The sequence below is a fragment of the Kribbella sp. NPDC056861 genome (assembly GCF_040687575.1).
In the GTDB taxonomy this organism is placed as follows: Bacteria; Actinomycetota; Actinomycetes; order Propionibacteriales; family Kribbellaceae; genus Kribbella.
In genome coordinates, this window is sequence record NZ_JBFBNQ010000002.1 from 384,260 (window position 1) to 410,113 (window position 25,854).

26 protein-coding genes and 1 tRNA gene are annotated in these 25,854 nt (G+C 67.3%); 13 read left to right on the forward strand and 14 right to left on the reverse strand.

The genetic code is table 11. From position 1 onward, the window contains the following. Positions 1-69 precede the first annotated feature (69 nt). Positions 70-684, forward strand: a complete 615-nt coding sequence (locus AB0P21_RS08795; protein ID WP_363694984.1) for a hypothetical protein — start codon at positions 70-72, stop codon at positions 682-684. Between the two features lie 33 nt (positions 685-717). Here AB0P21_RS08795 and AB0P21_RS08800 read toward each other — a convergent pair whose 3' ends face one another. The 7 genes from AB0P21_RS08800 to AB0P21_RS08830 form a co-directional block, all read right to left on the reverse strand. Further along, entirely contained in the window at positions 718-1,749 is a 1,032-nt protein-coding gene (locus AB0P21_RS08800) for an iron-siderophore ABC transporter substrate-binding protein (protein ID WP_363694986.1), read from the reverse strand. A gap of 79 nt (positions 1,750-1,828) precedes the next feature. Beyond that, positions 1,829-4,108: a glycoside hydrolase family 95 protein gene (locus AB0P21_RS08805; protein ID WP_363694988.1), complete on the reverse strand. Its 2,280-nt coding sequence runs from the start codon at positions 4,106-4,108 to the stop codon at positions 1,829-1,831. Positions 4,109-4,186: 78 nt separating this feature from the next. Continuing rightward, a complete protein-coding gene (locus AB0P21_RS08810) occupies positions 4,187-5,854 on the reverse strand; it encodes an ABC transporter substrate-binding protein (RefSeq protein ID WP_363694990.1) in 1,668 nt (555 codons plus the stop codon). A gap of 46 nt (positions 5,855-5,900) precedes the next feature. Further along, on the reverse strand, positions 5,901-6,812 hold the full coding sequence (locus tag AB0P21_RS08815; protein ID WP_363694991.1) for a carbohydrate ABC transporter permease: 912 nt from the start codon (positions 6,810-6,812) through the stop codon (positions 5,901-5,903). Next, complete coding sequence (locus AB0P21_RS08820) at positions 6,809-7,810, reverse strand: ABC transporter permease subunit (RefSeq protein ID WP_363694993.1); 1,002 nt, start codon at positions 7,808-7,810, stop codon at positions 6,809-6,811. The genes AB0P21_RS08815 and AB0P21_RS08820 overlap by 4 nt, the downstream gene beginning before the upstream one ends. Positions 7,811-8,202: 392 nt before the next feature. Further along, a complete protein-coding gene (locus tag AB0P21_RS08825) occupies positions 8,203-9,213 on the reverse strand; it encodes a Gfo/Idh/MocA family oxidoreductase (RefSeq protein ID WP_363694994.1) in 1,011 nt (336 codons plus the stop codon). After that, a complete protein-coding gene (locus AB0P21_RS08830; RefSeq protein WP_363694995.1) occupies positions 9,206-9,799 on the reverse strand; it encodes a GNAT family N-acetyltransferase in 594 nt (197 codons plus the stop codon). The genes AB0P21_RS08825 and AB0P21_RS08830 overlap by 8 nt, the downstream gene beginning before the upstream one ends. 59 nt (positions 9,800-9,858) lie before the next feature. Between AB0P21_RS08830 and AB0P21_RS08835 the strand changes: the two genes are divergently transcribed. After that, a complete protein-coding gene (locus tag AB0P21_RS08835; protein WP_363694997.1) occupies positions 9,859-10,563 on the forward strand; it encodes a GNAT family N-acetyltransferase in 705 nt (234 codons plus the stop codon). A gap of 122 nt (positions 10,564-10,685) precedes the next feature. On the opposite strand, the gene AB0P21_RS08840 is transcribed toward AB0P21_RS08835, so the two are convergent. Then, positions 10,686-11,675, reverse strand: coding sequence for a TerC/Alx family metal homeostasis membrane protein (locus tag AB0P21_RS08840; RefSeq protein ID WP_363694999.1), 990 nt, complete (start codon positions 11,673-11,675; stop codon positions 10,686-10,688). Positions 11,676-11,756: 81 nt separating this feature from the next. Then, positions 11,757-12,170 (reverse strand): NUDIX domain-containing protein, encoded by a 414-nt coding sequence (locus AB0P21_RS08845; RefSeq protein WP_363695000.1) that lies wholly within the window; start codon positions 12,168-12,170, stop codon positions 11,757-11,759. Between the two features lie 68 nt (positions 12,171-12,238). Here AB0P21_RS08845 and AB0P21_RS08850 point away from each other — a divergent pair, with 68 nt between their 5' ends. Both AB0P21_RS08850 and AB0P21_RS08855 read left to right on the forward strand, forming a co-directional pair. After that, positions 12,239-13,249: an NADPH:quinone reductase gene (locus tag AB0P21_RS08850; protein ID WP_363695002.1), complete on the forward strand. Its 1,011-nt coding sequence runs from the start codon at positions 12,239-12,241 to the stop codon at positions 13,247-13,249. Between the two features lie 145 nt (positions 13,250-13,394). Then, positions 13,395-15,464, forward strand: a complete 2,070-nt coding sequence (locus AB0P21_RS08855; RefSeq protein WP_363695003.1) for a PQQ-dependent sugar dehydrogenase — start codon at positions 13,395-13,397, stop codon at positions 15,462-15,464. 48 nt (positions 15,465-15,512) lie between these two features. On the opposite strand, the gene AB0P21_RS08860 is transcribed toward AB0P21_RS08855, so the two are convergent. Continuing rightward, positions 15,513-16,949 (reverse strand): GuaB1 family IMP dehydrogenase-related protein, encoded by a 1,437-nt coding sequence (locus tag AB0P21_RS08860; RefSeq protein ID WP_363695004.1) that lies wholly within the window; start codon positions 16,947-16,949, stop codon positions 15,513-15,515. Positions 16,950-17,143: 194 nt separating this feature from the next. Here AB0P21_RS08860 and AB0P21_RS08865 point away from each other — a divergent pair, with 194 nt between their 5' ends. Genes AB0P21_RS08865 through AB0P21_RS08890 form a run of 6 tightly spaced genes read left to right on the forward strand, consistent with a single transcriptional unit; the run spans position 17,144 to position 20,110 of the window. Continuing rightward, entirely contained in the window at positions 17,144-17,827 is a 684-nt protein-coding gene (locus AB0P21_RS08865; protein ID WP_363695006.1) for a hypothetical protein, read from the forward strand. A 1-nt stretch (position 17,828) separates the two neighbouring features. After that, on the forward strand, positions 17,829-18,359 hold the full coding sequence (locus AB0P21_RS08870; protein WP_363695008.1) for a hypothetical protein: 531 nt from the start codon (positions 17,829-17,831) through the stop codon (positions 18,357-18,359). Further along, positions 18,356-18,871 carry a hypothetical protein gene (locus tag AB0P21_RS08875; protein WP_363695010.1) on the forward strand — a complete coding sequence of 172 codons (516 nt, stop codon included), beginning with the start codon at positions 18,356-18,358 and terminating at the stop codon, positions 18,869-18,871. The genes AB0P21_RS08870 and AB0P21_RS08875 overlap by 4 nt, the downstream gene beginning before the upstream one ends. After that, a complete protein-coding gene (locus AB0P21_RS08880; RefSeq protein WP_363695012.1) occupies positions 18,868-19,026 on the forward strand; it encodes a hypothetical protein in 159 nt (52 codons plus the stop codon). The genes AB0P21_RS08875 and AB0P21_RS08880 overlap by 4 nt, the downstream gene beginning before the upstream one ends. Before the next feature lie 48 nt (positions 19,027-19,074). Then, positions 19,075-19,584 (forward strand): hypothetical protein, encoded by a 510-nt coding sequence (locus tag AB0P21_RS08885; RefSeq protein WP_363695014.1) that lies wholly within the window; start codon positions 19,075-19,077, stop codon positions 19,582-19,584. Positions 19,585-19,594: 10 nt separating this feature from the next. Then, positions 19,595-20,110 carry a MauE/DoxX family redox-associated membrane protein gene (locus AB0P21_RS08890; RefSeq protein ID WP_363695015.1) on the forward strand — a complete coding sequence of 172 codons (516 nt, stop codon included), beginning with the start codon at positions 19,595-19,597 and terminating at the stop codon, positions 20,108-20,110. Here AB0P21_RS08890 and selD read toward each other — a convergent pair. Then, positions 20,094-21,092 carry a selenide, water dikinase SelD gene (selD, locus tag AB0P21_RS08895; RefSeq protein WP_363695017.1) on the reverse strand — a complete coding sequence of 333 codons (999 nt, stop codon included), beginning with the start codon at positions 21,090-21,092 and terminating at the stop codon, positions 20,094-20,096. The genes AB0P21_RS08890 and selD overlap by 17 nt on opposite strands. Before the next feature lie 68 nt (positions 21,093-21,160). Here selD and AB0P21_RS08900 point away from each other — a divergent pair. From AB0P21_RS08900 to selB, 3 genes are all read left to right on the forward strand, one after another. Next, positions 21,161-21,255, forward strand: a tRNA-Sec gene (locus tag AB0P21_RS08900). 12 nt (positions 21,256-21,267) lie between these two features. Beyond that, positions 21,268-22,569, forward strand: coding sequence for an L-seryl-tRNA(Sec) selenium transferase (gene selA / locus AB0P21_RS08905; RefSeq protein ID WP_363695018.1), 1,302 nt, complete (start codon positions 21,268-21,270; stop codon positions 22,567-22,569). Then, positions 22,560-24,272 carry a selenocysteine-specific translation elongation factor gene (gene selB / locus AB0P21_RS08910; RefSeq protein WP_363695019.1) on the forward strand — a complete coding sequence of 571 codons (1,713 nt, stop codon included), beginning with the start codon at positions 22,560-22,562 and terminating at the stop codon, positions 24,270-24,272. Before selA ends, selB begins: the two co-directional genes overlap by 10 nt. A 276-nt stretch (positions 24,273-24,548) precedes the next feature. Here the strand turns inward: selB and AB0P21_RS08915 are convergent, their stop codons facing one another. The 3 genes from AB0P21_RS08915 to AB0P21_RS08925 form a co-directional block, all read right to left on the reverse strand. Next, positions 24,549-24,914, reverse strand: coding sequence for a helix-turn-helix domain-containing protein (locus AB0P21_RS08915; protein ID WP_363695021.1), 366 nt, complete (start codon positions 24,912-24,914; stop codon positions 24,549-24,551). Further along, positions 24,911-25,363 carry an SRPBCC domain-containing protein gene (locus tag AB0P21_RS08920; protein ID WP_363695022.1) on the reverse strand — a complete coding sequence of 151 codons (453 nt, stop codon included), beginning with the start codon at positions 25,361-25,363 and terminating at the stop codon, positions 24,911-24,913. The genes AB0P21_RS08915 and AB0P21_RS08920 overlap by 4 nt, the downstream gene beginning before the upstream one ends. A gap of 77 nt (positions 25,364-25,440) precedes the next feature. Then, on the reverse strand, positions 25,441-25,824 hold the full coding sequence (locus AB0P21_RS08925) for a DoxX family protein (protein ID WP_363695023.1): 384 nt from the start codon (positions 25,822-25,824) through the stop codon (positions 25,441-25,443). Positions 25,825-25,854 lie beyond the last annotated feature (30 nt).

Genomic DNA, 25,854 nt, shown 5'->3' on the forward strand with positions numbered 1-25,854 from the left:
GGCATCGGTGTTACCACGAATCGCCGCGAGTTCTGGCGTAGTTCTCGCCGGACGCCGACAATGCGGGATATGCGTGACCAGACAACTACCGAACCGTTCGTCGTCCGCCGGACCGGACTGGGGACGACGACCTCGATCCTGTCCGTCGGTGGGCTGCTCGTCGCGCTCGAGCTGCTGGTGACACTGGCCTGCGTGGTCGTCGCCCAGGTGCGCGACGAGCCGATGCGCGGACCACTCGAGGCGGTCTGGCTGTCCTGGGGCGGCATGCCGCTGATCTTCGCGATCGGCCTGCCGATCCTGGTCGCGGTGGGGGCGATCACCACCTCGGAGTCACGCCGGGAGGCCGACTCCGACGACGTACTGCTCTGTATCGACAGCAACCGCGTGTACCTCGGCGGTGACCAGCCGCAGACCCTGTCGTGGGACCAGGTGCACGGCATCTGCCGGGTCGAGCGTCACGAGGTCGACCCCGAAGGCGACGAGAGCTGGGACCAGCACCTGATCGTGCTGACCCATCCCGAGTCCGAGCTGGCCACCAACTCCAAGGCCTGGGGCCCGTCCCGTGACTGGCCGGGCAGCTCCGACCTGCTGGGCAAACCACTCGCCTTCGAAGCACTTGTGGAAGCGGTCCAGCGGCACGCGCCCCACGTGCCGGTCACCGACCGCGGCCGCGTCCTCGACTGAGAGTCCGCGGCCGGCCGGTGCGTCAGGAGTTGATCAGCTCTTGCCGCCGAGCAGCCTCTCCAGGTCGTTCAGGGTGGCCATCGCGCCGATCGGCCCGAGGCCGAGGAACCAGACCTCGTCGTCGACGCGGGCGACCTTGCCGGCCTTGACCGCGGGCAGCGCTTGCCAGATCTTGCCGTTCACGACCGTGTTCTCCGCGGTCTGGTCGGGCTTGCCGTAGCTGGAGTAGAAGATCCAGTCGCCGTCGGCCTGGCCGATGTTCTCCTGGGAGACCTCCAGCGCCAGCTCCTTGATGTCTTGCACCTTCGGCCGCGGCAGGCCGATGTCCTTCAGCAGCACGCCGATGAACGACAGGTTGCCGTAGAGCCGGATGTCGCCGGGCCGGAACCGGACCAGCGAGATCGTCGGCGTACCGGAGACCTTGCTCTTCACCTCGTCGGCACGCTTCTGGTAGTCGTTCAGCAGCTCGGTGGCCTTCTTCTCCTCGCCGAGCGAATCGGCGACCAGCAGGAAGTCCTCCTTCCACGGGAAGCCCGGACGGATGCTGAAGACGGTCGGCGCGATCGCGGTCAGCTCGGCGTACAGGTCGTTGGCGCGCAGTTTGCTGCCCAGGATCAGGTCGGGCTTCAGCGCGGCGATCGCCTCGAGGTTCAGCTCGCTCACCCCACCGACGGTCTTGATGCCCTGCGCCTTGTCGGCCAGGTAGCTCGGTACGCCGCTCTGCCCGGCGTTCGTCGCCATCCCGACCGGAGTGATGCCGAGCGCCAGCACGCCGTCCAGCTCACCGCTGTCCAGCACCACCACGCGCTCGGGCTTCTTCTCCAGCTTGGTCTCACCCAGCGCGTGCTTGACCGTCCGCGGGAAGACGCCCGGCTCCGCGTCCGAACCGAGCTTCGCGGTCGCCTCGTCAGCCGTGGAGAACAGCCGGCCGCCAGTGGCCACCTCGGTGTCACCGACCCCGGTGTTCGCCGACTTGTCACTGCTGCCACACCCTGCCAGCAGTACGGCCATCAACACCGCGCCGGCGGCCACCCGCCGAGCCGATCCCATCACAAGCTGTCCCATCTCATCGAGAAGTTAGGTATGCCTAACCGAATCGAAACCGATGATACGACACGGGCACTCACTGAACTATTCGCTACCGTCAACCGGACAGCGCCACCGTCTCGCCCGCCGCCAAGGTGAGCTCGACCGGCGCACCACCAGCAATCCGTACTGCGTACGCGCCCGCCACATCCGCCGTCACCACAGCCGACGTCACCTCACCACCGACCCAGGTGACGTCGAAAGCCAGTCCCCCACGCGCCCGCAGCCCGCGGTACGAGCCGTCCGGCCACTCGGCAGGCAGAGCCGGCAGCAGCTGGATCACGTCGGTATGGCTCTGGATCAGCAGCTCGGCGATCGCGCCGGTGAGCCCGAAGTTCGCGTCGATCTGGAAGATGTCGCCGTCGCGGTGCAGTAAGTTGTCCGAGACGAGCCGGCTGGTGTAGTCACGCAGTACCGCGGCGGCCTTCTCGGGATCGAAAAGCCTTGCCCACAAAGCGATAAGCCACGCACTCGTCCAGCCACCCGGCGGACGACCGGAGGTCCGTACTGCGAGTGACGCGCGCACGGCCGCCGCCCAGTCCGGCGTACTGGCCGGGTCCATCTGCGCGCCCGGGTAGAGCCCATAGAGGTGCGACTGGTGGCGGTGATCGAACTCGGACGGCGGCCAGTCGGTCTGCCACTCCATCAGCCGGCCGTCGTCGGCGACCTGGATCTCGGGCAGCCTGAGCAGCGCCGCCTGACCGCGGGCGGCGACCTCGCTCGCCAGGCCGAGCTCGGCTTCGGCCTCCTGCAGGTTGGCGACCAGTTCGCGGATCAGCCAGTTGTCGTAGGTCGTGGTGAGGTCCACGGAGGCCTTCTCGCCGGATGCTACGTAGAAGTGGTGTTCGGGTGCTGTTGAGGGGATGAACTGCAGTCGGCCGTCGCGGTCCTCGACCAGCATCGAGAGGACGAACTCGGTCGCGCCTCGGAGTACGGGGTAGGCCTTGGCACGGAGGAAATCTGCGTCGGGGTGGAAGCGGTGATGCTCCATCAGGTGTGCGGAGAGCCAGACCCCGCAGGTGGCGGCCATCGACCAGACGGGATCGTCGCCGCCTGCGCCGACCGGCCAGCTCGCCATCCAGAGATCGGAGTTGTGGTGCGAGACCCAGCCGGGGGCGTCGTACAGGATGCGGGCGGTCTCGGCGCCGGACCCGGCCAGGTTGACGAGGTTGTCGGTGAGCGGGTCGAAGCATTCACGCAGGCCGGCGACGTCGGCGGGCCAGTAGTTCATCTGGGTGTTGATGTTGTTGGTCCAGTCGCTCGCCCACATCGGGCGGCGGTCCTCGTTCCAAATGCCTTGCAGGTTCGCTGCTTGCGTTCCTGGACGAGAGGACGCCATCAGGAGGTAGCGGCCGAAGCCGAAGATCAGGGCGGCCAGGCCGGGGTCGGTGCCGCCGGCGGCGACGGCGCGAATGCGTTCGTCGGTGGGGAGGTCGACGGGCTCGCCGAGGGTCAGTTCGGCGCGGTCGTAGAGGGTGGTGTGGTCCTCCAGATGGCGCTGCTTGAGCTTGCCGAGGTCGACGGCGTCGAGCAGCTCTGTTGCCTCGCGCAACGCGGTCGCCGGATCGGAGCCAGGGGCAACTGACCAGCCTTCGAAGGTGCTTGCTGCTGACAACAACACGGTGAGGGCGTCAGCGCCGCGCACGCTGAGCCCGGCGTTGCTTGGGGTGACTGTCCCGCCGGTCGTGAAGGCGCGCAGGGCTACACCGAAGCCGATCCCCCGGCCTTCCTCGTACCGGATCGGTTCCGGGCTCTGCCGGTACTCGATGGTGAGGTCCGACGGCGCGTGGCCGGTCAGCGTCACGGTCGATCCGTCGGCCGCGGTGATGAAGGGGTGCTGGCTGGTCAGCGCGAGATCGAGATCAACAGAACCCAGTTGATCGGCCTCGATCGTCCAGACCATCACCTGATCCGGCGTGGACACATAAGTCTCTCGACGGAACCTCACGTCTCCCCGGGTGTAGCCGACCGCCACGATTCCGGTCCGGAGGTCCAAAGAACGCCGGTACTCAGAGGAGCTGCCCGGCGACGTGATCAGCAGGTCGCCCAGTGGCTGGTAGGACTCGACCAGCGGACCCTGCAGCGCCCGCGAGCGCTCCGAAGCGGCGTACCGATCACCCTCGTCAAGCAGCAGCCGGCGAATGTCGGCCAGTACTTCGGGGCCGTCCGTCACCTCCAGCTTGCGCGGACCGGCCCCCGACCAGACATCATCCAGGTTCAGCGCGATCCGCTCCTCGTCGACCCGGCCGAACACCTTCGCGCCGAGATGCCCGTTGCCGATCGGCAGGGCCTCGAACCAGTCCGGGGCCGGAGTACGGAACCACAGTTCGTGCGACATACGGAGCATCCTTCAAGACGCAGGGAAGCCGTGCCGAGGGCTAAGACGGTAGCCCTCGGCACGGCTGGATCTACTGGACTACTTGGAGCCGGACTTGTACTTGTCGTAGGCCTTCTGCTCGAGCTCGAGGTACCGGGTCATACCGGTGCTGTCGAGGCCCTTCACATAGGCGTCCCAGCCGGTGTCGATGTTCTTCGTGCCGGTGATGAAGGCCAGCTGGCTCTGGGTGATGTAGCTGTTCAGGTTGGTCTGCAGCGTGGCCAGCTCGGCGCTCAGGCTCGGGTCCACCCAGACCGAGGCCGACGGGAACCAGACCGACTTGTCGGCGTGCGGCTCGTACTGCTTGGTGGCCTGGAACAGCCGCCGCTCGAGACCGGCGTCCGAGTAGATGTCGGCCGGTACCGCCTGCTGGTTGCGGTAGTCGAGCGTGATGTTGTACTGCGCCATCGCGTCCCAGGAGATGTTCTTCTTGTGCTCGGACTCGCCGAACCGGTAGTAGCCGACCTGGGTCTTGTCGTCGAGCGCGATGTCACCCGGACGCGGCTTGGACCAGCCGACACCCTCCGGACCCATCACGCCGACCTTGCGGCCCTCGTCGCTGTACAGGTAGTCGAGCATCTTGACGGCGGCGACCTGCGCCTCCTTGCTGGCCTTGTTGGTCAGCATGAAGGTGTAGCCGGTCGAGCTCGGGAAGTTGTAGCCGGTGTAGCTCTTGCCGTCGGGACCGGTCAGCGGCGGCACCGAGTCGTACTGCTTGTCGCGACCGTCCTTGGAGCCGAGCTGGACGAAGATGCCCGGCCACAGCACTGGCGACGAGCCGACCGTGATCGCCTTCGGGTTGTTGGCGGTGGCCTTCAGCGCCTCCGCGTTCTGGGTGAAGGAGGCCTTGTCGATCAGGCCCTCCTTGAAGAGGGAGTTGATGTACTTCAGGCCCTCCTTCCAGGCATCGGAGTTGACCGGCGTGACGACCTTGTCGCCGTCCAGCGCGAGCAGCGAGCGGTTGCTGTTGCCGCCGACCGGGTTGTAGGCGAACGCGTTCATCAGGAAGCCCATCAGGCTGCTGTCCTGGACGTCGGTCACCATCGGGATCTCGTCGGCCTTGCCGTTGCCGTTCGGGTCCTGGGTCTTGAAGGCGCGCAGTACGGTGCGCAGGTCCTCGGTGGTCTTCGGCATCTGCAGGTTGAGCTTCTTCAGCCAGGCCGAGTTGATCCACAGCTTGTCCGGGTAGGTGCAGTGGTAGCAGTCCGACCACTGCGGCAGCGCGTAGATGTGGCCGTCCGGCGCGGTCGACATCTCCTTCAGCGTCTTGTTCGAGTCCAGCTGCTTCTGGATGTTCGGCGCGTTGTCCTTGATCAGCTGCTCGATCGGCAGCGCGACGCCCTGGGTGCCGAGCTTCTGCACCTCGGCCTGGGTGATGCCGTCCACCCACGGAATCAGCATGAACAGGTCCGGGTAGTCGCCGCTGGCGAGCGCGATCTGGCGCTTCTCCTTGGCCGGCCCGGCGTCGTAGGTGGTGGTCTGCCAGCGGAACTGGATCTTGAACTTGTCGCTGATCGCCTTGGTCACCAGGTTGGTGTCGAGGTTGTCGTCGGTGCCCTGCGGCGCGAAGGTGTCGATCACGACCTTGCCGTCGGCACTCACCTCGTTCTTGGCGGCCTCGTCGGACTTGTCCGAGCTACAGCCCGCGACAGCCAGCGCGGTGGCTGCCACCAGGGCGGCCACCACCCTGCTCTTGGTTGAGCGCATTTCTGTGTTTCCTCTCTGGAACTTCTTGCTGCTGACTGACTGACTGCTAGCCCTTGACGGCGCCGACCATCACGCCCTTGGTGAAGTGCCGGGCGATGAACGGATAGATGAGGAGTACGGGCAGGCTCGAGATGACGATCAGCGCGTACTTGAGAACGTTCGCCAGCTGCTGGCGTTCGAGGGTCGCGGCCACATCGGCGGCGGCGCCCGCGTTGGTGTTCAGGATCAGGATGTTCCGCAGCACGATCTGCAGCGGGTAGAGCCCCGGGTCCTTGAGGTAGATGAGAGCGTCGAAGTACGTGTTCCACTGGAAGATCGCGTACATCAGGGCGATCACGGCGATCACCGGCTTGGACAGCGGCAGTACGACCGACCAGAGGAAGCGCAGGTCGCTCGCGCCGTCCAGGACGGCAGCCTCGTACAGGTCGTCGGGGATGGTGCTGCGGAAGAACGTCCGGGCGATGATGACCTGCCAGACGCCGATGGCACTGGGGATGACCATCGCCCAGCGGGTGTTGAGCAGGTGCAGGTCCTGGACAACCAGGTACGTCGGGATCAGGCCGCCGGAGAACAGCATCGTGAACAGCAGGCCGCTCATGATCACGTTGCGGCCGAAGAAGGTCTTGCGGGACAACGGGTAGGCGATCGCGATCGTCAACGAGACGCTGATGAAGGTGCCGCCGACGGCGTAGATCAGCGAGTTGTAGTAGCCCTTGAGGATCTGCGGGTCGCTGAGTGCCTCCTGGTAACCGCGCAGGCTCGGCTCGATCGGCCACAGGAAGACCCGGCCGGAGCTGACCGCGTTCGCGCTGCTGAACGAGTTGGCGACCACGTACACCAAGGGGATCAGCACCGCGACCAGGGCGACGGTGAGCATCACCTTGACGCCGATCAGGAAGATCCGGTCGGTGGTGGTCTCGGCGATGGTGGACTTCTGTTCCTTTGTCGCGGCGCTCATGACCACAGTCCGTTCCCGGTGATCCGCTTGGCGGCGAAGTTGACGAAGACCAGCAGGCAGAGGTTGATGACGGAGTTGAACAGACCGACGGCGGTCGCCATGCTGAAGTCGGCGTTGAGCAGGCCGGTCTTGTAGACGTAGGTGGCGATGATCTCGGACTGGGCCAGGTTCAGCGGGTTCTGCAGCAGGAAGGCCTTCTCGAACCCGATCGACATGATGTTGCCGACGCCGAGCACCAGGATGATCACCGCGGTCGGCATGATGCCGGGCAGGTCGACGTTCAGGATCCGCTTGACCCGGCTGGCGCCGTCGATCTTGGCCGACTCGTGCAGCGCGGGGTCGATGCCGGCCAAGGCGGCCAGGTAGATCACCGCGGAGTACCCGGTGGTCTGCCAGACGTCGGACCAGACGTAGATGTGCCGGAAGTAGTTCGGGTCACCGAGGAAGTCGGCCTCCGGGATCCCGAACAGGCCGAGGGCGTCGTCGAAGAAGCCGATCTGCGGTGACAGCACCAGGATGGTCATCGAGACCACCACCACGGTGGAGATGAAGTACGGCGCGTAGGTGACCAGCTGGACGGTCTTCTTGAAGAAGCCGGTCCGGATCTCGTTCAGCGCGATCGCCAGGATGATCGGGATCGGGAAGCTGGCCAGCACGGTGTAGGCGGCGAGCAGGAACGTGTTCTTCACCAGGGACCAGAACACGGGGTTCTGGAAGAACAGTTCGAAGTTCTTGAAGCCGACCCACTCGCTGCCCCACGGCCCCTTGATCGGGCTGTAGTCCTTGAACGCGATCACCGCGTTGGAGATCGGGATGTACTTGAAGATCACGAAGTACGCCAGCGGGACGATGATCAGCAGGTACAGCTGCCAGTGCCGGCGGAAGCTGCGTCTGGCCTCCGTCCAGCGGCTCGGCCGCTTGATCCTGCGGGTCGGCGTCACCACCTGCTTGCGCACCGGCGCGGTCGGCGCCGGTTTCACCTCGATCGTTCCGCTCACTCCCACAGTCCCTTCGGCCAGCTCTGCACGTGCTGTGACAAGCCGTCACTTCTTGGAGCCAAACCGATATCCGATAGGATTTTGGCTCACCACCGGGAGGATGGCACAGAACCCCGGGGAGTGGAAGAGCCGCCACGACTGTCGATATCGGACCTTGACCATGCGGCCGGCGACGGCGCTGCGGCCTTGCCCAGAAGGGATTTCCGGCCCACTCCGGAAGCGGGCAGATCAGTTGCCTAAAGCAATCAATGCGACGAGGTCCCGTGGATCACCACGGGACCTGGGCGGCCATCAGCGCCAGGCGGAGTCACTCTGAGCTGCGACCCCGACTGGTGCGAGAATTTATTTCCTGCGTGAACTATATGGCAGTCAACTGTGCTCCGCCGCTTATGTCAAGACGTGGATACTCCAGCGCCGCCGAGGACCTCGGCCAGCTCGACCCGGCGTTTCGCGGTACCGGACCGGACGGCGGCCTCGACCATCGCGAGGCTCTGCACGTTACTGCTCGCCGGCGTACTGGACGCCTCACCAGTTCGCACACACCGGACGAACTCCACCAGCGAGCCGGCGATCTCCTCCGGTGCGTTGCCAACGGCAATCGATTGCTCGGGATCGCCTGTCCGCGGGGCGTTCTCGCCGTCCCACAGCACTGTGCCGTGCTCGGCGCCGACCCGCCAGCGGCTGTGCCACGGCGTCTCCAGACCGGGGTTGACCCAGCTGCCGTTGAAGACGAACCGGGCGCCGCCGGGGAACTCGAAGATCGCGGTCGCCGCGGCGTCGCCGGCGAACCAGCTCCAGCCCGGGTTGAACGACTCGCAGTACACGGCGACCGGATCCTCGCCGAGCAGCGCGCGGGCCGAGTCGAACTGGTGGATCGCCATGTCCAGCAGCAGCGGGAAGGCCATCTCCTCGCGGAAGCCGCCGAAGTGCGGCGCCTTGGCGAACTCGCAGGACACCACGGAGATCGGGCCGAGCTTCGCGGCCGTCTCGCACAACGCGGTGAACTGGTTGAGGTAGCGCCGCGACTGGCTGATCATCAGCAGCTGCCCGGTCTCCTCGGCGACCTTCGCGATGTACTGCGCTTCGGCCACCGTCGGCGCGATCGGCTTCTCGCAGAGCACCGGCAGCCCGGCTCGCAGCGCCTCCTCGTTGACCGGGTTGTGCGCGGCCGGCACGGTCACGTTGATGACCGCCTCTGCGCCGGTCACGGCCGTCAGCTCCGACAACGAGGCAGCCACCGGCACCAGGGCAGCCAACTCCTCCTCGTTCACCCGTTGCGCCAGGTCGAGATCGAGGTCGACCAGTCCGACCAGCTCGACGTCGGGGTTGCCGGCGAGGTTGTGCAACCAGGCCCGCCCCATCGCACCGGCACCGACCTGAATCACCCGCAGAGGTTCAATCATGGTTCTTCCCATCGATGCTGAGGCGGCCGTGCAGGTGCCAGTCGTGGAATCCGTCGGCGTGCTGGATCGCCTGGCGCAGCGTGCCTTCGTAGGCGAACCCGGTCTTGGCGGCAACTCTGCAGGACGCTTCGTTGGCTGTGGAGTGGTGGATGTCCAGGCGGTTGAAGCCGACCTCCTCGAAGGCCCACTTGCGCATCGCATCGACCGCGAGACCGGCAAGCCCCCGGCCACGGGCCGCCGGCGTCACCCAGTACGAAACTCCGCCGGACGCCTCGGCCAACGAGATCCCCCGCAGCCCCACCTGCCCGAGCGGCTCGTCATCCGCGCCGACGATCGCCCAACTCGCCGCGCTCTCGTCACTCCACCGCGGCCCCCACTGCGCGGTCCACTCGATCGCTTCCTCCGCGCTGTCCAGCCGCCTCACATGCCACCGCTGGATCTCCGGACACCCGAACGCCTCCCGCACCATCGAGGCGTCGGTGTCACACCACGGCCGCAACCGCACCTCGCCATCGACCACGAGACCTGGTTGCTCGAGCGAGCTGAGAGTTCCTGAGGGCAGGGCCGGTTCGACGAGGACAGGCATGGCTGGAGCCTAGAACAAATCCGGTGCGGCCCAGATCCCCCGCGGCGATACTCGTCCGCATGACCTTCACGTGGTGGGACGAGACCGACGGGACCCGGCTCTACCTCCTCACCGACTGGACCGACCTGGCGACGCTGCAGTCGGCTGAGCAGCAGGCTCGCGAACACCTCGCCGCCAATCCGACCACGCAGCGGCCGGTCTTGGGAGCAAACGTCTTCGACGAAGCCGAGCGGGAGATCGTGCTCGCGGCAGGCTTCGGAATCGCCTTCAGCCGGGTGCAGCTGGCGATAGAGCTGACCGACGCCGAGCGAGTGGAACTGCCTGTTGGGCTGGAGTTGCGGCCGGCCGGTCCCGAGGACCACCGTGCGGTCTTCGAAGGCAACGCGGAGGTCTTCCGGGAGCGTTCACTCGGCTACACCCAGGACACCTTCGAGGAGTTCGAGAAGGACGTGGCCGAGGACTTCCCGGACTACTCGTTGTGGCAGCTGGCCTGGGCGGGCGACGAGTTGGCCGGGTGGGTGATCAGTGGAGTCGAGAGTGACGGCACCGCGGACACACCCTGGGTCGGAGTCCGTACTGCGTGGCGACGGCTAGGGCTAGCTTCGACACTGCTGCGGATGAACCACCATGAGCTGTGGAGCAAGGGTGTGCGCACCGCGCGGCTCTGGACGATCGCCGAGAACCCGACCGGCAGCGTGGCGTTGTACGAGGGTCTCGGCTACCGCATCGAGGCGCGTCAGCCGCGGTATCGCAAAGCGGTCTGAACCGGTAAGACCCGACCCGACCATCACGGGGGAACGGCCGGGCCGGGCTAACTCCGATGGTACCCCCAAGTAGCAGCTCCAACCGGGGTGAATCCACGGCGGGAACGCAGCGGGCGGCGGGGTCAGTCCGTCTCGACCCGCCGGCGGTCGTAGCTGGTCTTGATCAGGCTGGCGACCGTCGTCACCAGCAGCGTGCCGGCGATGAAGCCGAGCGAAGTCGCGATCCCGATGTGCGGCAGGTGGATCGCGCCGATGTCGTCGATGTGCGAGCCGTGCAGCGCCTCGATGATCAGCTTCACGCCGATGAAGGCGAGGATCACCGACAGGCCGACGTTCAGGTAGATGACGCGTTCCAGCAGGCCGCCGATCAGGAAGTAGAGCTGCCGCAGCCCCATCAGCGCGAACGCGTTCGCGGTCAGTACGACGTACGCGTCCTGGGTCAGGCCGAAGATCGCCGGGATCGAGTCGAGCGCGAAGATCACGTTCGCCATCCCGATCGCGGAGATCACGATCACCAGCGGGGTCGCCATCTTCCGGCCGTTGGCGTTCCGCGTGACCAGCTTGGCGCCGTCGTAGTCGTGCTGCAGCGGCAGGATCCGGCGCAGGCCGCGGATCACCGCGTTCTCCTGGAAGTCGGTCTCCTCGTTCTCACCCTCGAGCGCGAGCCGGACCGCGGTGTAGACCAGGAACGCGCCGAAGATGTAGAACACCCAGCTCGCCGCGGCGATCGCTGCGGCGCCGGCCAGGATGAAGACGGCCCGGAGCAGCATCGAGACCACGATGCCGATGTAGAGCACCTTGTCCTGGGCCAGCGCCGGCACCGCGAACCTGGCCATGATGATGACGAAGACGAACAGGTTGTCGACGCTGAGGCTGTACTCCGTGATGTAGCCGGCCACGAACTCCGAGCCGGAGGCGTCGCCCGGCTCGAACACGAACAACAGCACCGCGAAGAGGCCGGCCAGGCCGACGTAGAACAGCACCCACCGGGTCGCGTCCTTGATCGTCACGGTGTGGTTGCGCCGGGCGATCACGATCAGGTCGAAGGCCACGATCGCCAGCAGACCGACGACGGTGAGCACCCAGACGTGAGCGGGCACGGCAGAGACCACGACAAACCTCCGGACGGTGGTTACTCCCTGGACAAACGCATCGACCTTACCCGTCGCCGCACTTGGGCGCCGTACGGCAGGTCACAGCAGCGCGCTGATCCGCTGCCACGTCTCCCGGTTGCTCTGCCAGTGCAGCAGCGGCTCGACCTCGGCCGGAGTCACCCATTGGTGGTCGTCGTGCTCGGCGGGTGCCGTCACCACGTCCCGCGACGGCAGCTCGACCACGTACAGCGTCTTGACCACCTCGAAGTCCGAGCCGATCTGCAGCCGGACACCGTCGTCGACGAACCGGAAAGCGGTCGGCTCGACCTGCTGGCCGGTCTCCTCCCACACCTCCCGGACGACGGCCTCGAGCGGCTTCTCGGCTGCCTCGATCCCGCCGGTCAGCGGTTGCCAGAATCCCGTCGCCAGCCGGGCGGACGCCGGCACGTGCAGCAACAGCACCTCGCCGTCAGCGCTCGTCATCCAGCATTCGACACTTCTCCGCACGACCATGGGCCCATCAGATCAGATCGGAATAAGTTGCCGACGCCTCGGCCTTGTACCTGGGCATGAAGGCAATCGTGTTTGACCAGCTCGGCGCGGCCGATTCCGTCCTCCGCCTCGCCGACCGCGATCTCCCTGAACCCGGCGCCGGCGAGGTCCGCCTCCGGGTCGCGGTCTCGGGCGTGAACCCGACCGACTGGAAGGCCCGCACCGGCCTGTACGGCGGCGAAACCGTCGAGTCGGTCCCGAACCAGGACGGCGCGGGGGTCATCGACGCTCTCGGCGCCGACGTCGAGGGCGTGGCAGTCGGCGACCGGGTCTGGGTGACCCTGGCGGCGTACCAGCGCCCCTTGAGCGGGACGGCCCAGGAGTACACGGTCGTGCCGGTCCAGCGGGTGTTCCCGCTGGCCGACGACGCGTCGTTCGACCTGGGCGCGAGTATCGGCATCCCCGCGATCACCGCGCATCGCGCGCTGACGGTCGCCGAGGGCGGACCGACTCGCCTGTCCCCCGGAGCCCTTGAGGGCAAGGTGATTCTGGTGGCCGGTGGCGCTGGGGCGGTCGGCCACGCGGCCGTGCAACTGGCGCGCTGGGCTGGGGCGACCGTCATCGCGACGACGAGCCCCACCAAGACCGGGTACGCCGAGACCGCCGGCGCGCACCACGTCGTGAACTACCGCGACGAGGACGCCGCCGAGCAGATCCGCGGCCTCGCCCCCGAAGGAGTCGACCTGATCGTCGAGGTCGCGGCCGGCGCGAACAACGCCCTGGACCTCGCCGTACTGCGACCGCGCGGCACCATCGCGATCTACGCGAACGACGGCAACCAGCCCTTCGAGCTCGACGTGCGCGCCAACATGGGCCTCAACGCGCGGTACCAGTTCGTGCTCCTGTACTCCGTCGGCTGGGAGATCCTGACCGCCGCCGCGGAGGACATCAACGCGGCGATCGCGGCCGGCGCACTGCCGGTCGGCGAGGACGCCGGGCTGCCATTAATCCGCTACTCGCTCGGCCAGACCGTCGATGCCCACCAGGCGGTCGAGTCGGGTGCCACCGGGAAGGTGCTGATCCAGGTCGCCGACCTCTGACCTGGACAACAAGCGGGCAAGCGCATTCCCGAAGTGTTGACAGGCTCTGACGCAGGGTGGTGTGATGCCAACTGATAGTTAGAATAGGAAGCTTTCCTAACTATCAGTTGGCACTCCTCCCGCCCCGGAGATCAGGAGACCCTCGATGACCCGTCGATCCTTGCGGCGTGCGCTGCTCAGTGGCTTAACGGCCGCGGCCGTCGCGCTCGCCCTCGCCCCCTTGACCCCGACCGCGAACGCGGCGCCGACCGACTACCAGGCTGAGGTCGCGACGATCTCCCAGGGCGTGGTCGAGTCGAACCATGCCGGCTACACCGGCACCGGCTTCGTCAACTACGACAACCTCGTCGGCAGCTACGTCGAGTGGACGGTGACGGCACCGGCCGGCCCGGCCGACGTGACGCTGCGCTACGCCAACGGGACCGCGGCCCAGCGGCCGCTGGACTTCACCGTGAACGGCGTGGCCGGCGCGGTCGGCATCTCCTTCCCCGGCACCGGCGCCTGGACCACCTGGGCGACCAAGACGGTCAGGCTGACGCTGGCCGCGGGGACCAACAAGATTCGCGCCCGCGCCACCACCGCCGACGGCGGCCCGAACGCCGACAAGCTGACGGTCAACCCGACCAGCGCCGACACCACCCCACCGACGGCCCCCGGAAACCTTGCCGTCAGCAACATCAAGTCGAACGCCGCGACCTTCACCTGGACCGCGGCCACCGACGCCGTCGGCGTGGTCCGGTACGAGATCAACCGCGGCGGCAACGTGCTCAAGGTGGTCGACGCCAACACCTTGTCCGCCACTGTGGACACGCTGACCTCCAACACGGCGTACGACGTGTCGATCGGCGCCTTCGATGCCGCCGGCAACGCTTCGCAGCAGAGCAACGTGGTCGCCTTCACCACCCCGCCGAGCAGCGACACCACGCCGCCGACCGCGCCGGGCAACCTGCGCTCGACCGCGACCTCGTCGAACAGCGTGTCGCTGGCCTGGGACGCGTCGACGGACAACAGCGGCAGCATCGCCGGGTACGACGTCTACCAGGGCGCCACCAAGGTGTCGACGACGAGCTCGCTGACCGCCACGATCACGAACCTGACGCCGAACACGCAGTACTCGTTCACGGTCAAGGCCCGTGACCCCGACGGCAACGCGTCGGCGGCCAGCAACACCGTGTCCGTGCGGACGGCCAGCTCGGGCACCGGCGGCATCCCGGGGTACGACCGGGACATCGCCAAGGTCGACCTGGGCTGGAGCGTCGCGTTCCTGCCGGACAACTCGGGATCCGCGCTCGTCACCGAGCGGGACCGGTTCGAGATTCTGCTCGTGACCGCGACCGGGCAGAAGACCACGCTGGGCACGGTTCCGGGCGCTGTCACCACCACCGGAGAGGGCGGCCTGCTGGGCATCGCGCTGTCGCCGACCTTCAGCACCGACCACTGGGTGTACCTCTACCACACGGCCGCGAACGACAACCGGGTCGTGCGGATGAAGTACGAGAACGGCGTCCTGGCCTCCACCTCGTCGCCGGTGCTGACCGGGCTGGCGAAGAACCGGTACCACAACGGCGGCCGGCTGCGGTTCGGTCCGGACGGCAAGCTCTACGCGGCCGTCGGCGACGCCAAGAACAGCGGCAACTCGCAGAACCGCGCCTCGCTGAACGGCAAGATCCTGCGGATCAACCCGGACGGTACTGCGCCCAGCGACAACCCGTTCTTCAGTGAGGGCGGCAACGCGCGGTACGTCTTCGGTCTCGGCTTCCGCAACCCGCAGGGCCTGGCCTGGGACTCCCGCGGCCAGCTCTGGGCCGCCGAGTTCGGCGAGAACAGCCAGGACGAACTCAACCTGGTGCAGAAGGGCGGCAACTACGGCTGGCCCTCCTGTGAGGGGACGATCGGCAACTGCGGCGGCTTCATCGCGCCGAAGCGCACCTGGTCGACCTCCCAGGCCGGCCCGAGCGGCGTCGAGATCGTCAACGACTGGGTCTACATCGCCGGCGTCACCGGCCGCCAGCTCTGGGTCGCGCAGATCAATGCCGCCGGCAACGGTGTCGGTACTCCGCAGGCCGTCTTCTCCGGTCGCTGGGGTCGGCTCCGCAGCGTCACCAAGACCCCCGACGGCGCGCTGTGGCTCAGCTCCACCAACGACGACATGAACGGTGGCAGCCCGAACGGCATCGACAACGTCATCGTCCGGCTGAAGTTCCCCACTCCGTAACCCAATACAACGACGGCCCTCCCTTTCTCGGGGAGGGCAGTCGTCGCGTCACCAGCTGGTGTTGAGCGGTTTGCCCTCGGAGTACCCGGCGGCGCTCTGCACGCCGACGACAGCGCGGTGGTGGAACTCCTCCAAGGTGGTCGCGCCCACGTAGGTGCAGGAGCTGCGGACGCCGGAGACGATCGAGTCGAGCAGGTCCTCGACGCTCGGGCGTTCGGGGTCGAGGTACATCCGGGCGGTCGAGATGCCTTCGCCGAAGAAGCCCTTGCGGGCACGCTGGAAGGCGGTGTCGTCCGCAGTACGGAGTCTTACCGCGCGGGCCGACGCCATCCCGAAGCTCTCCTTGTAGATGCGGCCATCGCTGTCGCGATGCGGGTCGCCGGGCGACTCGTAGGTGCCGGCGAACCACGAGCCGATCATCACGCTGGAAGCTCCCGCGGCGAGGGCGAGCGCGACGTCCCGCGGATGCCGCACTCCCCCGTCGGCCCAGACATGCTTGCCGAGCTCGCGGGCCCTGGTCGCGCACTCCAGTACTGCGGAGAACTGCGGCCGGCCCACCGCCGTCTGCATCCGGGTCGTGCACATCGCGCCCGGGCCGACTCCCACCTTGATGATGTCGGCACCCGCTTCGACCAGGTCCTCGACACCTTCGGCGGTCACCACATTGCCCGCAACGATCGGTACTTCGGGCTGCAGCGCGCGGACAGTTCGCAGTACGTCGAGCATGCGTTCCTGGTGGCCGTGGGCGGTGTCGATCACCAGCAGGTCGATACCCGCGTCGAGCAGCGCCTTCGCCTTCTGCTCGGCGTCACCGTTGATGCCGATGGCCGCGGCGACCCGCAACTTGCCTTGGGCATCCAGAGCAGGTTCGTAGAGCGTGGCGCGGAGGGCACGTTGCCGGGTGAGGATGCCGACGATGCTGCCGTCCGCGTCGATCACCGGAGCCAGCCGGTGATGTCCACCATGCAATTGATTGAATGCCTCCTCCGCCGCGATGCCGGCCGGAAGGGTCAGCGGTTCGCGCGACATGATGCCTGCGAGCTGGGTGTAGCGGTCGACGCCCTCGCAGTCCGCGTCGGTCACCACGCCGACCGCGCGGCCGTTCTCGACCACGATCACCGCGCCGTGCCCGCGTTTCGGCAACAGGTTCAGCGCTTCGCCGACCGTGCCGCTCGGCGTCATCACCAGCGGGGTGTCGTAGATGGTGTGCCGTTGCTTGATCCACGAGACCACCTCGGTCACCACCTCGACCGGGATGTCCTGCGGGATCACCGCCAGCCCGCCGCAGCGCGCGATCGTCTCGGCCATCCGCCGTCCGGAGACCGCGGTCATGTTCGCGGCGACGATCGGGATCGAGGCCCCGCTGCCGTCCCGGGTCGCCAGGTCGACGTCCAGCCGCGACTGCACCGCGGATCTGTTCGGCACCAGGAAGACGTCGTTGAAGGTCAGGTCCTGCTCCGGCTGCTGCCCCCGTACGAACCGCAAAGCACTCACCTCACTGCTCAGGCGTCAGATGCCCTGGACATTACGGGACCGGCCGGTCCTGACCTACGGATTCGGAACCGATGATTTCGGCCGGATCAGAAAGGAACGCTCTGCATCTTGACAGGCACTGACGGTCAATTCACTCTGACTGAAAATGTGGGGCTGGGTCTTCGACACACGAAGAGGTGGGGAACATGCAGGTACGAGCACCTGACGGCCGCGAACTCACGGTCAAAGGAAATCCGTGGCCGTTCATGAATCCTTGGTCCTACATCGTCTGGGCCTACGGCGAGGGTGGCGGCACCCGGTTCAACATCACGCCGGCCGGGTCGACCGAGCTGATCGCCAAGCAGACCGGCGAATGGGCCGATCTCAAGGTGCGTGAGATCAGCTGGAACGGCGCGCGGATCCAGTCCCACGAGGACAAGGTGCACGGCGGCACCACGCTGCTGTGGATCGGCCCGCACAACGAGATCGGCACCTTCGTCAGCGGTACCGGGGTTCCGCTCGAGCTGTTCATGGACACCTTGGCGAAGTTCGACCTGCGGGACGCACCCGAGGGCGTGACCATGCTGCCGCGGGCCGGCTCCGGGCTGCGGCTCACCAATCTGCTGGCCACCAACGCGATCGACCAACTCTGCTCGGTGCAGATCAAGCCGGTCGCCGACGCGCACGGACTGATCCCCGCCACCAAGGGCAAGGGCGTGACCGGTGGCGCGATGTGGCGCTTCGACGAACTCGACAAGGCCGGGGACGTGCGGGTCCGCTCGGCCTTCGTGGTCAACAACTCGACGGCGACGACCGTGGTGGCCAACCGGCCGACCGACCCGAAGTTCATCTCCGTGGTGGAGTCCCTCACGTGTTCGCTGAGCGGCTGAGATGCAGAACCTGCTGAACTCGCTGGCCGTGCTGGCCTTCCTGGGCACCGTCCTGCTGTTCTTCGCCTTCGCGGCGTTGCTGCGGACGGTGCGCGAACTGCAGTCCGCTCTGGTCCGGGCCCAGTCGGGTGCGCCGGCGCCGAACACCCCGAGGTCGGTGGCCCGGTTCAAGTCCGACGACGGCCGGCCCACCTTCGTTCTGGTGGTGTCCGAGAACTGCGCCAACTGCATCGACCGCACCCGTCACTTGGTCGAGACAGCCGGCACCTCGCCGCTGGGCCACGTCCTGGTGCTGTGTGGCGGCGCGTGCGCGGACTGGGTGGCGGGCAGTCCGGTGAAGGCGCTGACCGACTCGGACCTGCTGGGCTCGATCGGCATCGGCGCCACCCCGTCCTTGATCCGGTACGAGGCCGACGGCACCGAGCAGTGGCGCCGGGTGATCGGCGCGGACGAGGACCTGGACGACCTGCTCGGCCTCAACACCTTGACCACAGCACCACCGACCCCTGCACCGACGGAGGTTGACGCATGACTACCGATGTCGCCCAGTACTGGGCGAATGTCCCGTCCCTGGACGAGAACACCCCGATGGCTGCCGACGTGCTGGAGAAGACCGGCGGCAAGCTCAAGAAGCTGCGGCCGTCCCGCCGGACCATGTTCAAGTCGGCCGGCATCCTGGGCGGCGCGCTCGCGCTGAACGTGATCTCGTCGCTGCCGAAGACCAAGGGCAGTACGGCGGCCGCCGTCCGCGGCACGGAGTACACCGACTGTGCCGGCTACTCGGGCTGGGACGGTTACAACAACAACACCAAGATCTGTGTCGGAGCGACCTACAACCGGGGCTACTGCGGCGCCGACGGCTGGTTCAACCGCGGCTCCGGCACCTGCTGGAACTCGTACGCCGTGGTTGCCTGTGGCAACGGTGTGTCGCAGCGCAACGCCTGGCGCTGGACCCACGGCGGTACGCCGTACCGGTGTGCCGACGGCAAGATCGACGTCTGCGGTGGCAGCGGCTTCTACATCTGCAACTGGTCGAATCCTTGATCCTGAGGTTCCCTGCCACGCGGGTCGCGACAGGCCTGGCGATCAGCGCCGCTGCGGTACTGGCGGCGCACCAGGTCTGGAGCGGCTCGCTGGACCCGGTGGCCTGGGTGCTGCTCGGGATGATCTCGGCGTTCTCGCTGTCCGGCTCCGTTTGAAGCCTGAACTCAGCAGATCTGCTGACCTCGTCGGTCTGGCGGGACAAGTTGCACATTTTCGTCGGTGGGCTGTTGATCGGCGCGTTGTTCTCCGGGGTGATCACCGGTGCGCTCGGTGGGATCGCCTCGCCGCTGCCGTACTGGTTGCGGGTCGGGCTGCTGGCGCCTGCCCTGGCGGTGATCCTGGTCTTCGAGTTGCTGGGCAGACCGTTGTCCCTGCCGCAGAACCGCCGGCTGGTGCCGCAGAGCGTGATCCCGCACGCGGACTTCCGCGGACCGCTGCAGTTCGGCTTCGAGATGGGCACCGGCGTCCGTACTTTCACGCCGACTGCGCTGCCGCACGCGCTGGTGCTGGTCGTGCTGCTGATCGGTGGGCTCGGCCCGGGACTCTTGGCCGGCTTGGGCTTCGGGATCGGCCGGGCGCTGATGCCGCTGGCCCGAACGTACAGCGGCGACCCGGAAGGCTGGGACAACGCGATGCTCGGCAAGATGACGCGGATCGGCCGGACCAGCGCGATCGGCTTCATCTGCTCGGTCGCGATGTTGTTCCTGCCATGAGGAGCCCGAGATGGAGCTGATCGCGACCTTCGGGCTCGCTGCCGCGCTGTTGCTCCTGCTTGCCGCGTCCAGGCGAGCAACTGGTTCGGGTGGCCTGACGGAGGTCGTTCGGCAGCACGGGTTGTTGCCGGATCGCCTTGCCAGACAAGCCCCACTCGGTACTGCGCTGGAAGCCGTCGCGGGTCTGGCGGTCATCGTTGCCTGGCTGGCCGGCCTGTCCGGCGTACTGCGAATTGCTGCCGCCGTGGTTGCCGGGTGGTACCTGCTGCTGGCGATCTACCTCGCGGTGCTGCTCCGGAAACGCGGACCGGTCCCCTGCGGTTGCCTCGACGACAAGAGCCCCGTGTCGCGGCTCAAGGTCGGTCGTGCGGGGCTGCTCGCGGTTGCGTCCGTAGTACTGGCTGCTGGGTTGGAGGCTCCGTCGGGTCTTGGGTTCCGGCTGCTGTACGTCGTACTGGGTGGGTTTGTCGTGCTGCTGCTGACCACCACCGACCAGGTGGCGGAGCTGGTCAGCGGACCGAAATGACGTGCTCGCCTCGCGGTACCAGCTCGCCGATGACAGGGGCTCCGGGGATCTCACCCGCGATGAGCAGACCTCCCGAGGTCTGAGCGTCGACCAGCAACAACGCCTCGTCGCCGTCCACGGCGCTCAGGTCGGTGTGCGGCGCGACCCAGTCGAGGTTGCGGCGGGTTCCGCCGCTGACGTAGCCGTCGCGCAGCGCCTCCCTAGCGCCTTCCAGATAAGGGACCGCGGCCGAGTCGATGACCGCGCTGACCCCGCTGGCTCTCGCCAGTTTGTAGAGGTGGCCCAGGAGCCCGAAGCCGGTCACGTCGGTCGCGCACTCCACCCCTGAGGCAAGTGCCTGCCTCGATGCCTCTCGGTTGAGCTGGGTCATGGTGGCGATCGCCTCCGGGAAGACCTCACCGGTGGACTTGTGCCGGTTGTTGAGCACGCCCAGGCCGAGCGGTTTCGTCAACGACAGCGGGATCCCGGCCCGGCCGGCGTTGTTGCGCATCAACTGGTCCGGGTCCGCGATACCGGTCACCGCCAGCCCGTACTTCGGCTCCGGGTCGTCCACGCTGTGACCGCCGGCCAGGTGGCAGTCCGCCTCGTGCACGACGGTCATGCCGCCGCGCAGTACCTCGGCGGCGAGCTCCAGCGGCAGGACATCGCGGGGCCAGCCGAGCAGGTTGACCGCGACCACCGGCGTACCGCCCATCGCGTAGACGTCGGACAGCGCGTTGGCCGCGGCGATCCGGCCCCAGTCGAACGGGTCGTCCACGACCGGTGTGAAGAAGTCGGTGGTGAGCACGGTCGCGAGGCCTTCGCGAATCGTCACCACGGCCGCGTCGTCGCCGTCGTCCAGACCGACGATCAGCTCGCCGGCCGGCTCCTTCAGCGGCACCGAACCGAGCAGGTCGCCGACGATGCCCTCCAGCTCGCCCGGCGGGATCTTGCAGGCGCAGCCGCCGCCATGGGCGTACTGGGTCAGGCGTTTCAGCGTCATTGCACGATTTTGCCGCAGCTTCGGGTCCGTCGCTTCCCGAACTTTGCAAGAATGTGTCGATGAGTCCTGGAGGCGTACTCGGCCTGGTGGCCGGCCCGGTCTTCAACACCGGTGAGCGGCAGTACCTGTCGCTGGCGGGTTCGATTCCCGTCCGCCTCCGCCATCAGGTCCGGTCATGACGGAGGATCCCCGGCGGCGGATTCCGCGGACGGACGACGTACTGGCTGATCCTCGGCTGGGCTCGGCGGTGGAGCGGCTCGGGCGGGAGCGGGTCAAGGTTGTGGTCAGCGCTGCTCAGCAGCGTGCGCGGGAAGGTCTCCTTGCTCCTTCGGGGGTGGTGGATGCTGTGGTTGACGAGCTCTCGTTGAGCGGGGCGCGAGTGGTGGTCAATGCGACCGGGGTGATCGTGCACACCAATCTCGGGCGGGCGCCGCTGTCGCGCGCGGCCCGGGAGGCGGTCGCTCTCGCGGCCGGCAGCACGGATGTCGAGTTCGATCTGGCGACCGGTGAGCGGGCTCGGCGGGGGCGCGGCGCATTGGCCGCGCTGGCGGCCGCCGTACCGGAGGCCGGTGACGTTCATGTGGTCAACAACAACGCCGCGGCGCTGCTGCTGACCGCGCTGACGCTTGCCCCTGGCAAGGAGATCATTCTGAGCCGGGGTGAGATGGTCGAGATCGGCGACGGATTCCGGATACCGGAGTTGATCGCGTCGGCCGGGTCGGTGGTGCGCGAGGTCGGGGCGACGAACCGGACGTCGCTGGCTGATTATCGCGATGCGATCGGACCGGAGACCGGGTTCATTCTGAAGGTGCATCCGTCGAACTTCGTCGTCAGCGGCTTCACCTCTGCGGTGGAGGTCGCGGAGCTGGCGGGTCTCGGCGTACCGGTGGTGGTGGATATCGGGTCCGGATTGCTCGAGCCGCATCCGTTGTTGCCTGATGAGCCTGATGCGGCTTCTGTGCTGCGGGCCGGGGCGACCGTGGTGACGGCGAGTGGGGACAAGTTGCTTGGTGGGCCACAGGCTGGGTTGTTGCTTGGTGATGCGGAGGCGATCGCGCGGTTGCGGCGGCATCCGTCGGCGCGGGCGTTGCGGGTGGACAAGCTGACCTTGGCTGCGTTGGAGGCCACGCTGGGTGGCGCGTTGCCACCTGTGCGTCTGGCGCTTGAGACCTCTTCTCTCGTACTGCGTCAGCGGGTGGAGGCGCTCGTTGCCGGGCTGGTGTCACGCGGTGTTGATGCGGCGGCAGTGGAGTCGCGGTCGACTGTTGGTGGCGGGTCGGCGCCTGGGGTCGAGTTTGCTAGCTGGGCGGTGAGCTTGCCTGCGTCGTACGCGGTGCCGTTGCGTACTTCGGGTGCTGTCGCGGTGGTCGGCCGGATCGTGGCGGATCGGTGCTTGCTTGATCTGCGGGCGGTTGAGGCTGTTGAGGACGAGCTGGTTCGGATGGCGGTCGAGCAGGTGCACGACGCATGCAGGTGATCGCCACGGCGGGGCATGTCGATCACGGCAAGTCGAGTCTGGTGCGCGCATTGACGGGGATGGAGCCTGATCGGTGGGCGGAGGAACGGCGTCGGGGGTTGACGATCGATCTTGGATTCGCCTGGACTGCGTTGCCGGGTGGCGAGGTGGTGGCGTTTGTCGACGTACCGGGGCATGAGCGGTTCGTCGTGTCGATGCTGGCTGGTGCCGGGCCGGTGCCGGCGGTGTTGTTCGTGGTCGCGGCTGATGAGGGGTGGATGCCTCAGTCGAGTGAGCATCTGGCGGCGCTTGATGGTTTTGGGGTTCGCTCTGGATTGCTTGTCGTGACCAAGGCTGATCTTGCTGATCCTGCTCCGGTGATCGCTGAGGCGCGGGATCGGCTGGCGGGGACTTCGCTGGCGGGGATTGCTGCGGTGGCGGTCAGCTCTGTGGACGGGCGCGGGCTTGATGTGCTGCGGGAGTCGTTGGTGTCGCTCGCGTCTGGAGTTGGGGATCCTTCGGGTGATGTGCGGTTGTGGGCTGATCGGGCGTTCACGATCAAGGGTGCCGGGACGGTGGTCACGGGGACGTTGGGTGACGGCACGCTGCGGGTCGGGGACTCGCTGGTCACATCGACGGGCACTCCGGTGGTGGTGCGTGGGTTGCAGTCGCTGGGCGAGGAGGTCGACCGGGTGGTCGGGACTGCTCGGGTGGCGGTCAACCTGCGTCGGGTCGAGAAGCTCGCCGTCGGGCGCGGTACTGCGTTGCTGACTCCGGACGCTTGGCGGTTGACTGAGGTGATCGATGTGCAACTGCTGCGGGAGGTGCATGACCGGTCGTCGCGGAATCTGGTGCTGCATGTCGGGTCCGCGGCAGTTGCTGTGCGGCTGCGATCGCTCGGGTCTTTTGCACGGTTGACGCTGGCCTCGCCGCTGCCTTTGCGGGTAGGCGATCGCGGACTGGTCCGAGATCCGTCCACCCGCCAGATCGCCGGCTTCGTCGTACTCTCGGTCAGCCCTCCCCCACTCGACCGCCGCGGCGCAGCCGTTGCCCGCGGCAATGAACTCGCCGAGGTTGTCGACGACCCAGTAGCGCTCGGCACTGCACTACGTCTGCGCTCCGCCGGCTTCATCAACGGCGCCGTCCTCCGCGCCGAAGGCTTGAAGCCAGACCGCCCACCACGGGCCGGCGACTGGTACGCCGACGACCTCGCATGGGCATCGACCATCGACCAGGCTCGCGCCCTGACCACCTCCGGCCCGGTAACGGTAGAGACCCTCCGCCAATCCCTCCCACCGGACCTGATCGACCCCCTGCTGGACGCGGCCAACCTGGAGCGCGTCGGCGCCTTGGTCTACCGAGCCGACAACGTACTAACCGCAGCAACCGAGGCCGCAGTACGGGCCCTGGAGGCCGAGTGGACCGAGTCCCCCTTCCAAGCGCCCTCCACCGAACGACTCACCGCACTGGCCCTCGGCCCACGCGAACTAGCCGCCGCAGCACGCGCCGGCCGCCTAACCTCTCTGCCCGGCAACGTCATCCTCCGCGCCGACGCCATCGCGCAAGCCACGTCGATCATCACCAACCTCCCCGAGCCGCTCACAGTCAGCGCCGTCCGAGAAGCACTCAACACCACCCGCCGAGTCGCCGTACCGCTCCTGGAACACCTCGACACCCAAGGCATCACCCACCGTCTCCCCGACGGCACCCGCCTCCGCCGCTGACGCTCTCCTCAACCCTACGTCCGACTGCCGGCTAGTCACCCTCGACCGGACCGCCGCCATAGCCAAGCTCGTTCCCATCAGGATCGCGATAAGTGACCTTCCGAACGCCGTCCTCATACGTCTCCCGCCCCCGAAGAACCGCCCGTACCACTCGGAAGCCGCCGCGATGTCCTTCACAGCCACACCAGCAAACAGATCCACAGTCATACCGTCATTACAACCCACCCGAAGCCCGCTGCCGCGTAGACCTCGGCACCCGTCGCCCGCTGCGAGATGTCAACCGTGCCCGTTATTTCCTTCTGTGCTTGAGTCCCGCTTGCGCTGAATCGCCTCGGCGATCCGCTTGATCCGCCGCAGCCGCGCGTCCCACCCGGCTCCGACCTCGGACAGCTGAGCGACCGCACGGGCCAACTGCGCCTCATCCACCCGATACCTCCGCTCCCGGCCGGCCGGCGTACCGTGCACCAGCCCGGCCCGATCCAGTACGCCGAGATGCTTCGCGACCGCCTGGCGCGTCACGGGCAATCGCCCGCCCAGGGTGGTCGCAGTACCGGATCCGTCCGCCAGCAACAGATCGAGCATCCGTCGACGCATCGGGTCCCCGACCGCGGACCACAGCTCGTCGTCGACGGCGGCACTCATCGCACCGCCACCACCACCCGCGCGGCGTACTCGCCGAGCACCGCGAGGTGGTGGTCCCACCCGGCAACGTGATCCCGGTACTGCGCCTCGAGCTTCGCGGCTTCCCACCCCATCTCCCGAAACCCGGTCTCGCGCATCCGCACCGTGGTCCCCGCACCCGACGGCGTGAGCTCGAACGAAACCAGCAACGCCTCGCCGCTCTCGACGTCCCCGCCGGCATGCGCCCACCGGAACGAGAACAGCCGCGGCCGCTCGACCTCCACCACGACCAGCGGTACGACGTCCACCCGGTCACCCCAGACCAACTCCCCGACCGCGCCCGGCGCCGCCTCGAAGGTGGCGTCGTCGCTCCACCACTCCGAGATGTGCTCCGCGCTGCTGACCACCTCGAACGCCACTTCGGGTGACGCGTCGACGTAGATCTCCCGCTCGATCTTCTCGAACTCCATGGTCCAACTCCTTTATCTGCAACCTTGTGTTGCACATAAGCTAACCGACCCCGGGTGCTTATGCAACCATCGGTTGCCTATCGGCTGAAGGACTCCACCGCGAAGCGCCCGACGGCGATGAAGGCCGCCAGCGCGAAGTACGTCAGATTGAGAGCAGCATGCATGCGCTCGTGCCGCCGCGTCGTGACGATCGCCGCACCGACCATGACCGCCGCGAGACCAACCGCAGCCACCGGTACCAGAATCGGCGCGACGCCGACCGCCGCCGGTAGAATCAGCCCGATGGCGCCGAGGATCTCGACTGCCCCCAGGGTCTTGAGGAAGGCCGGGCTGAAGTCCAGCACCCAGCCGCCGCCAGGAGCCTTCGCCAGCTTGCGCCGCGGGATGAACAGCTTGTTCGCACCCGCCACCAGGAAGACTTTCGCCAGCACCCCGGCGATGATCCACAGAGCGAGATTCATGTTTTTCTCCTGCCAGTGTTACGTCCGCCC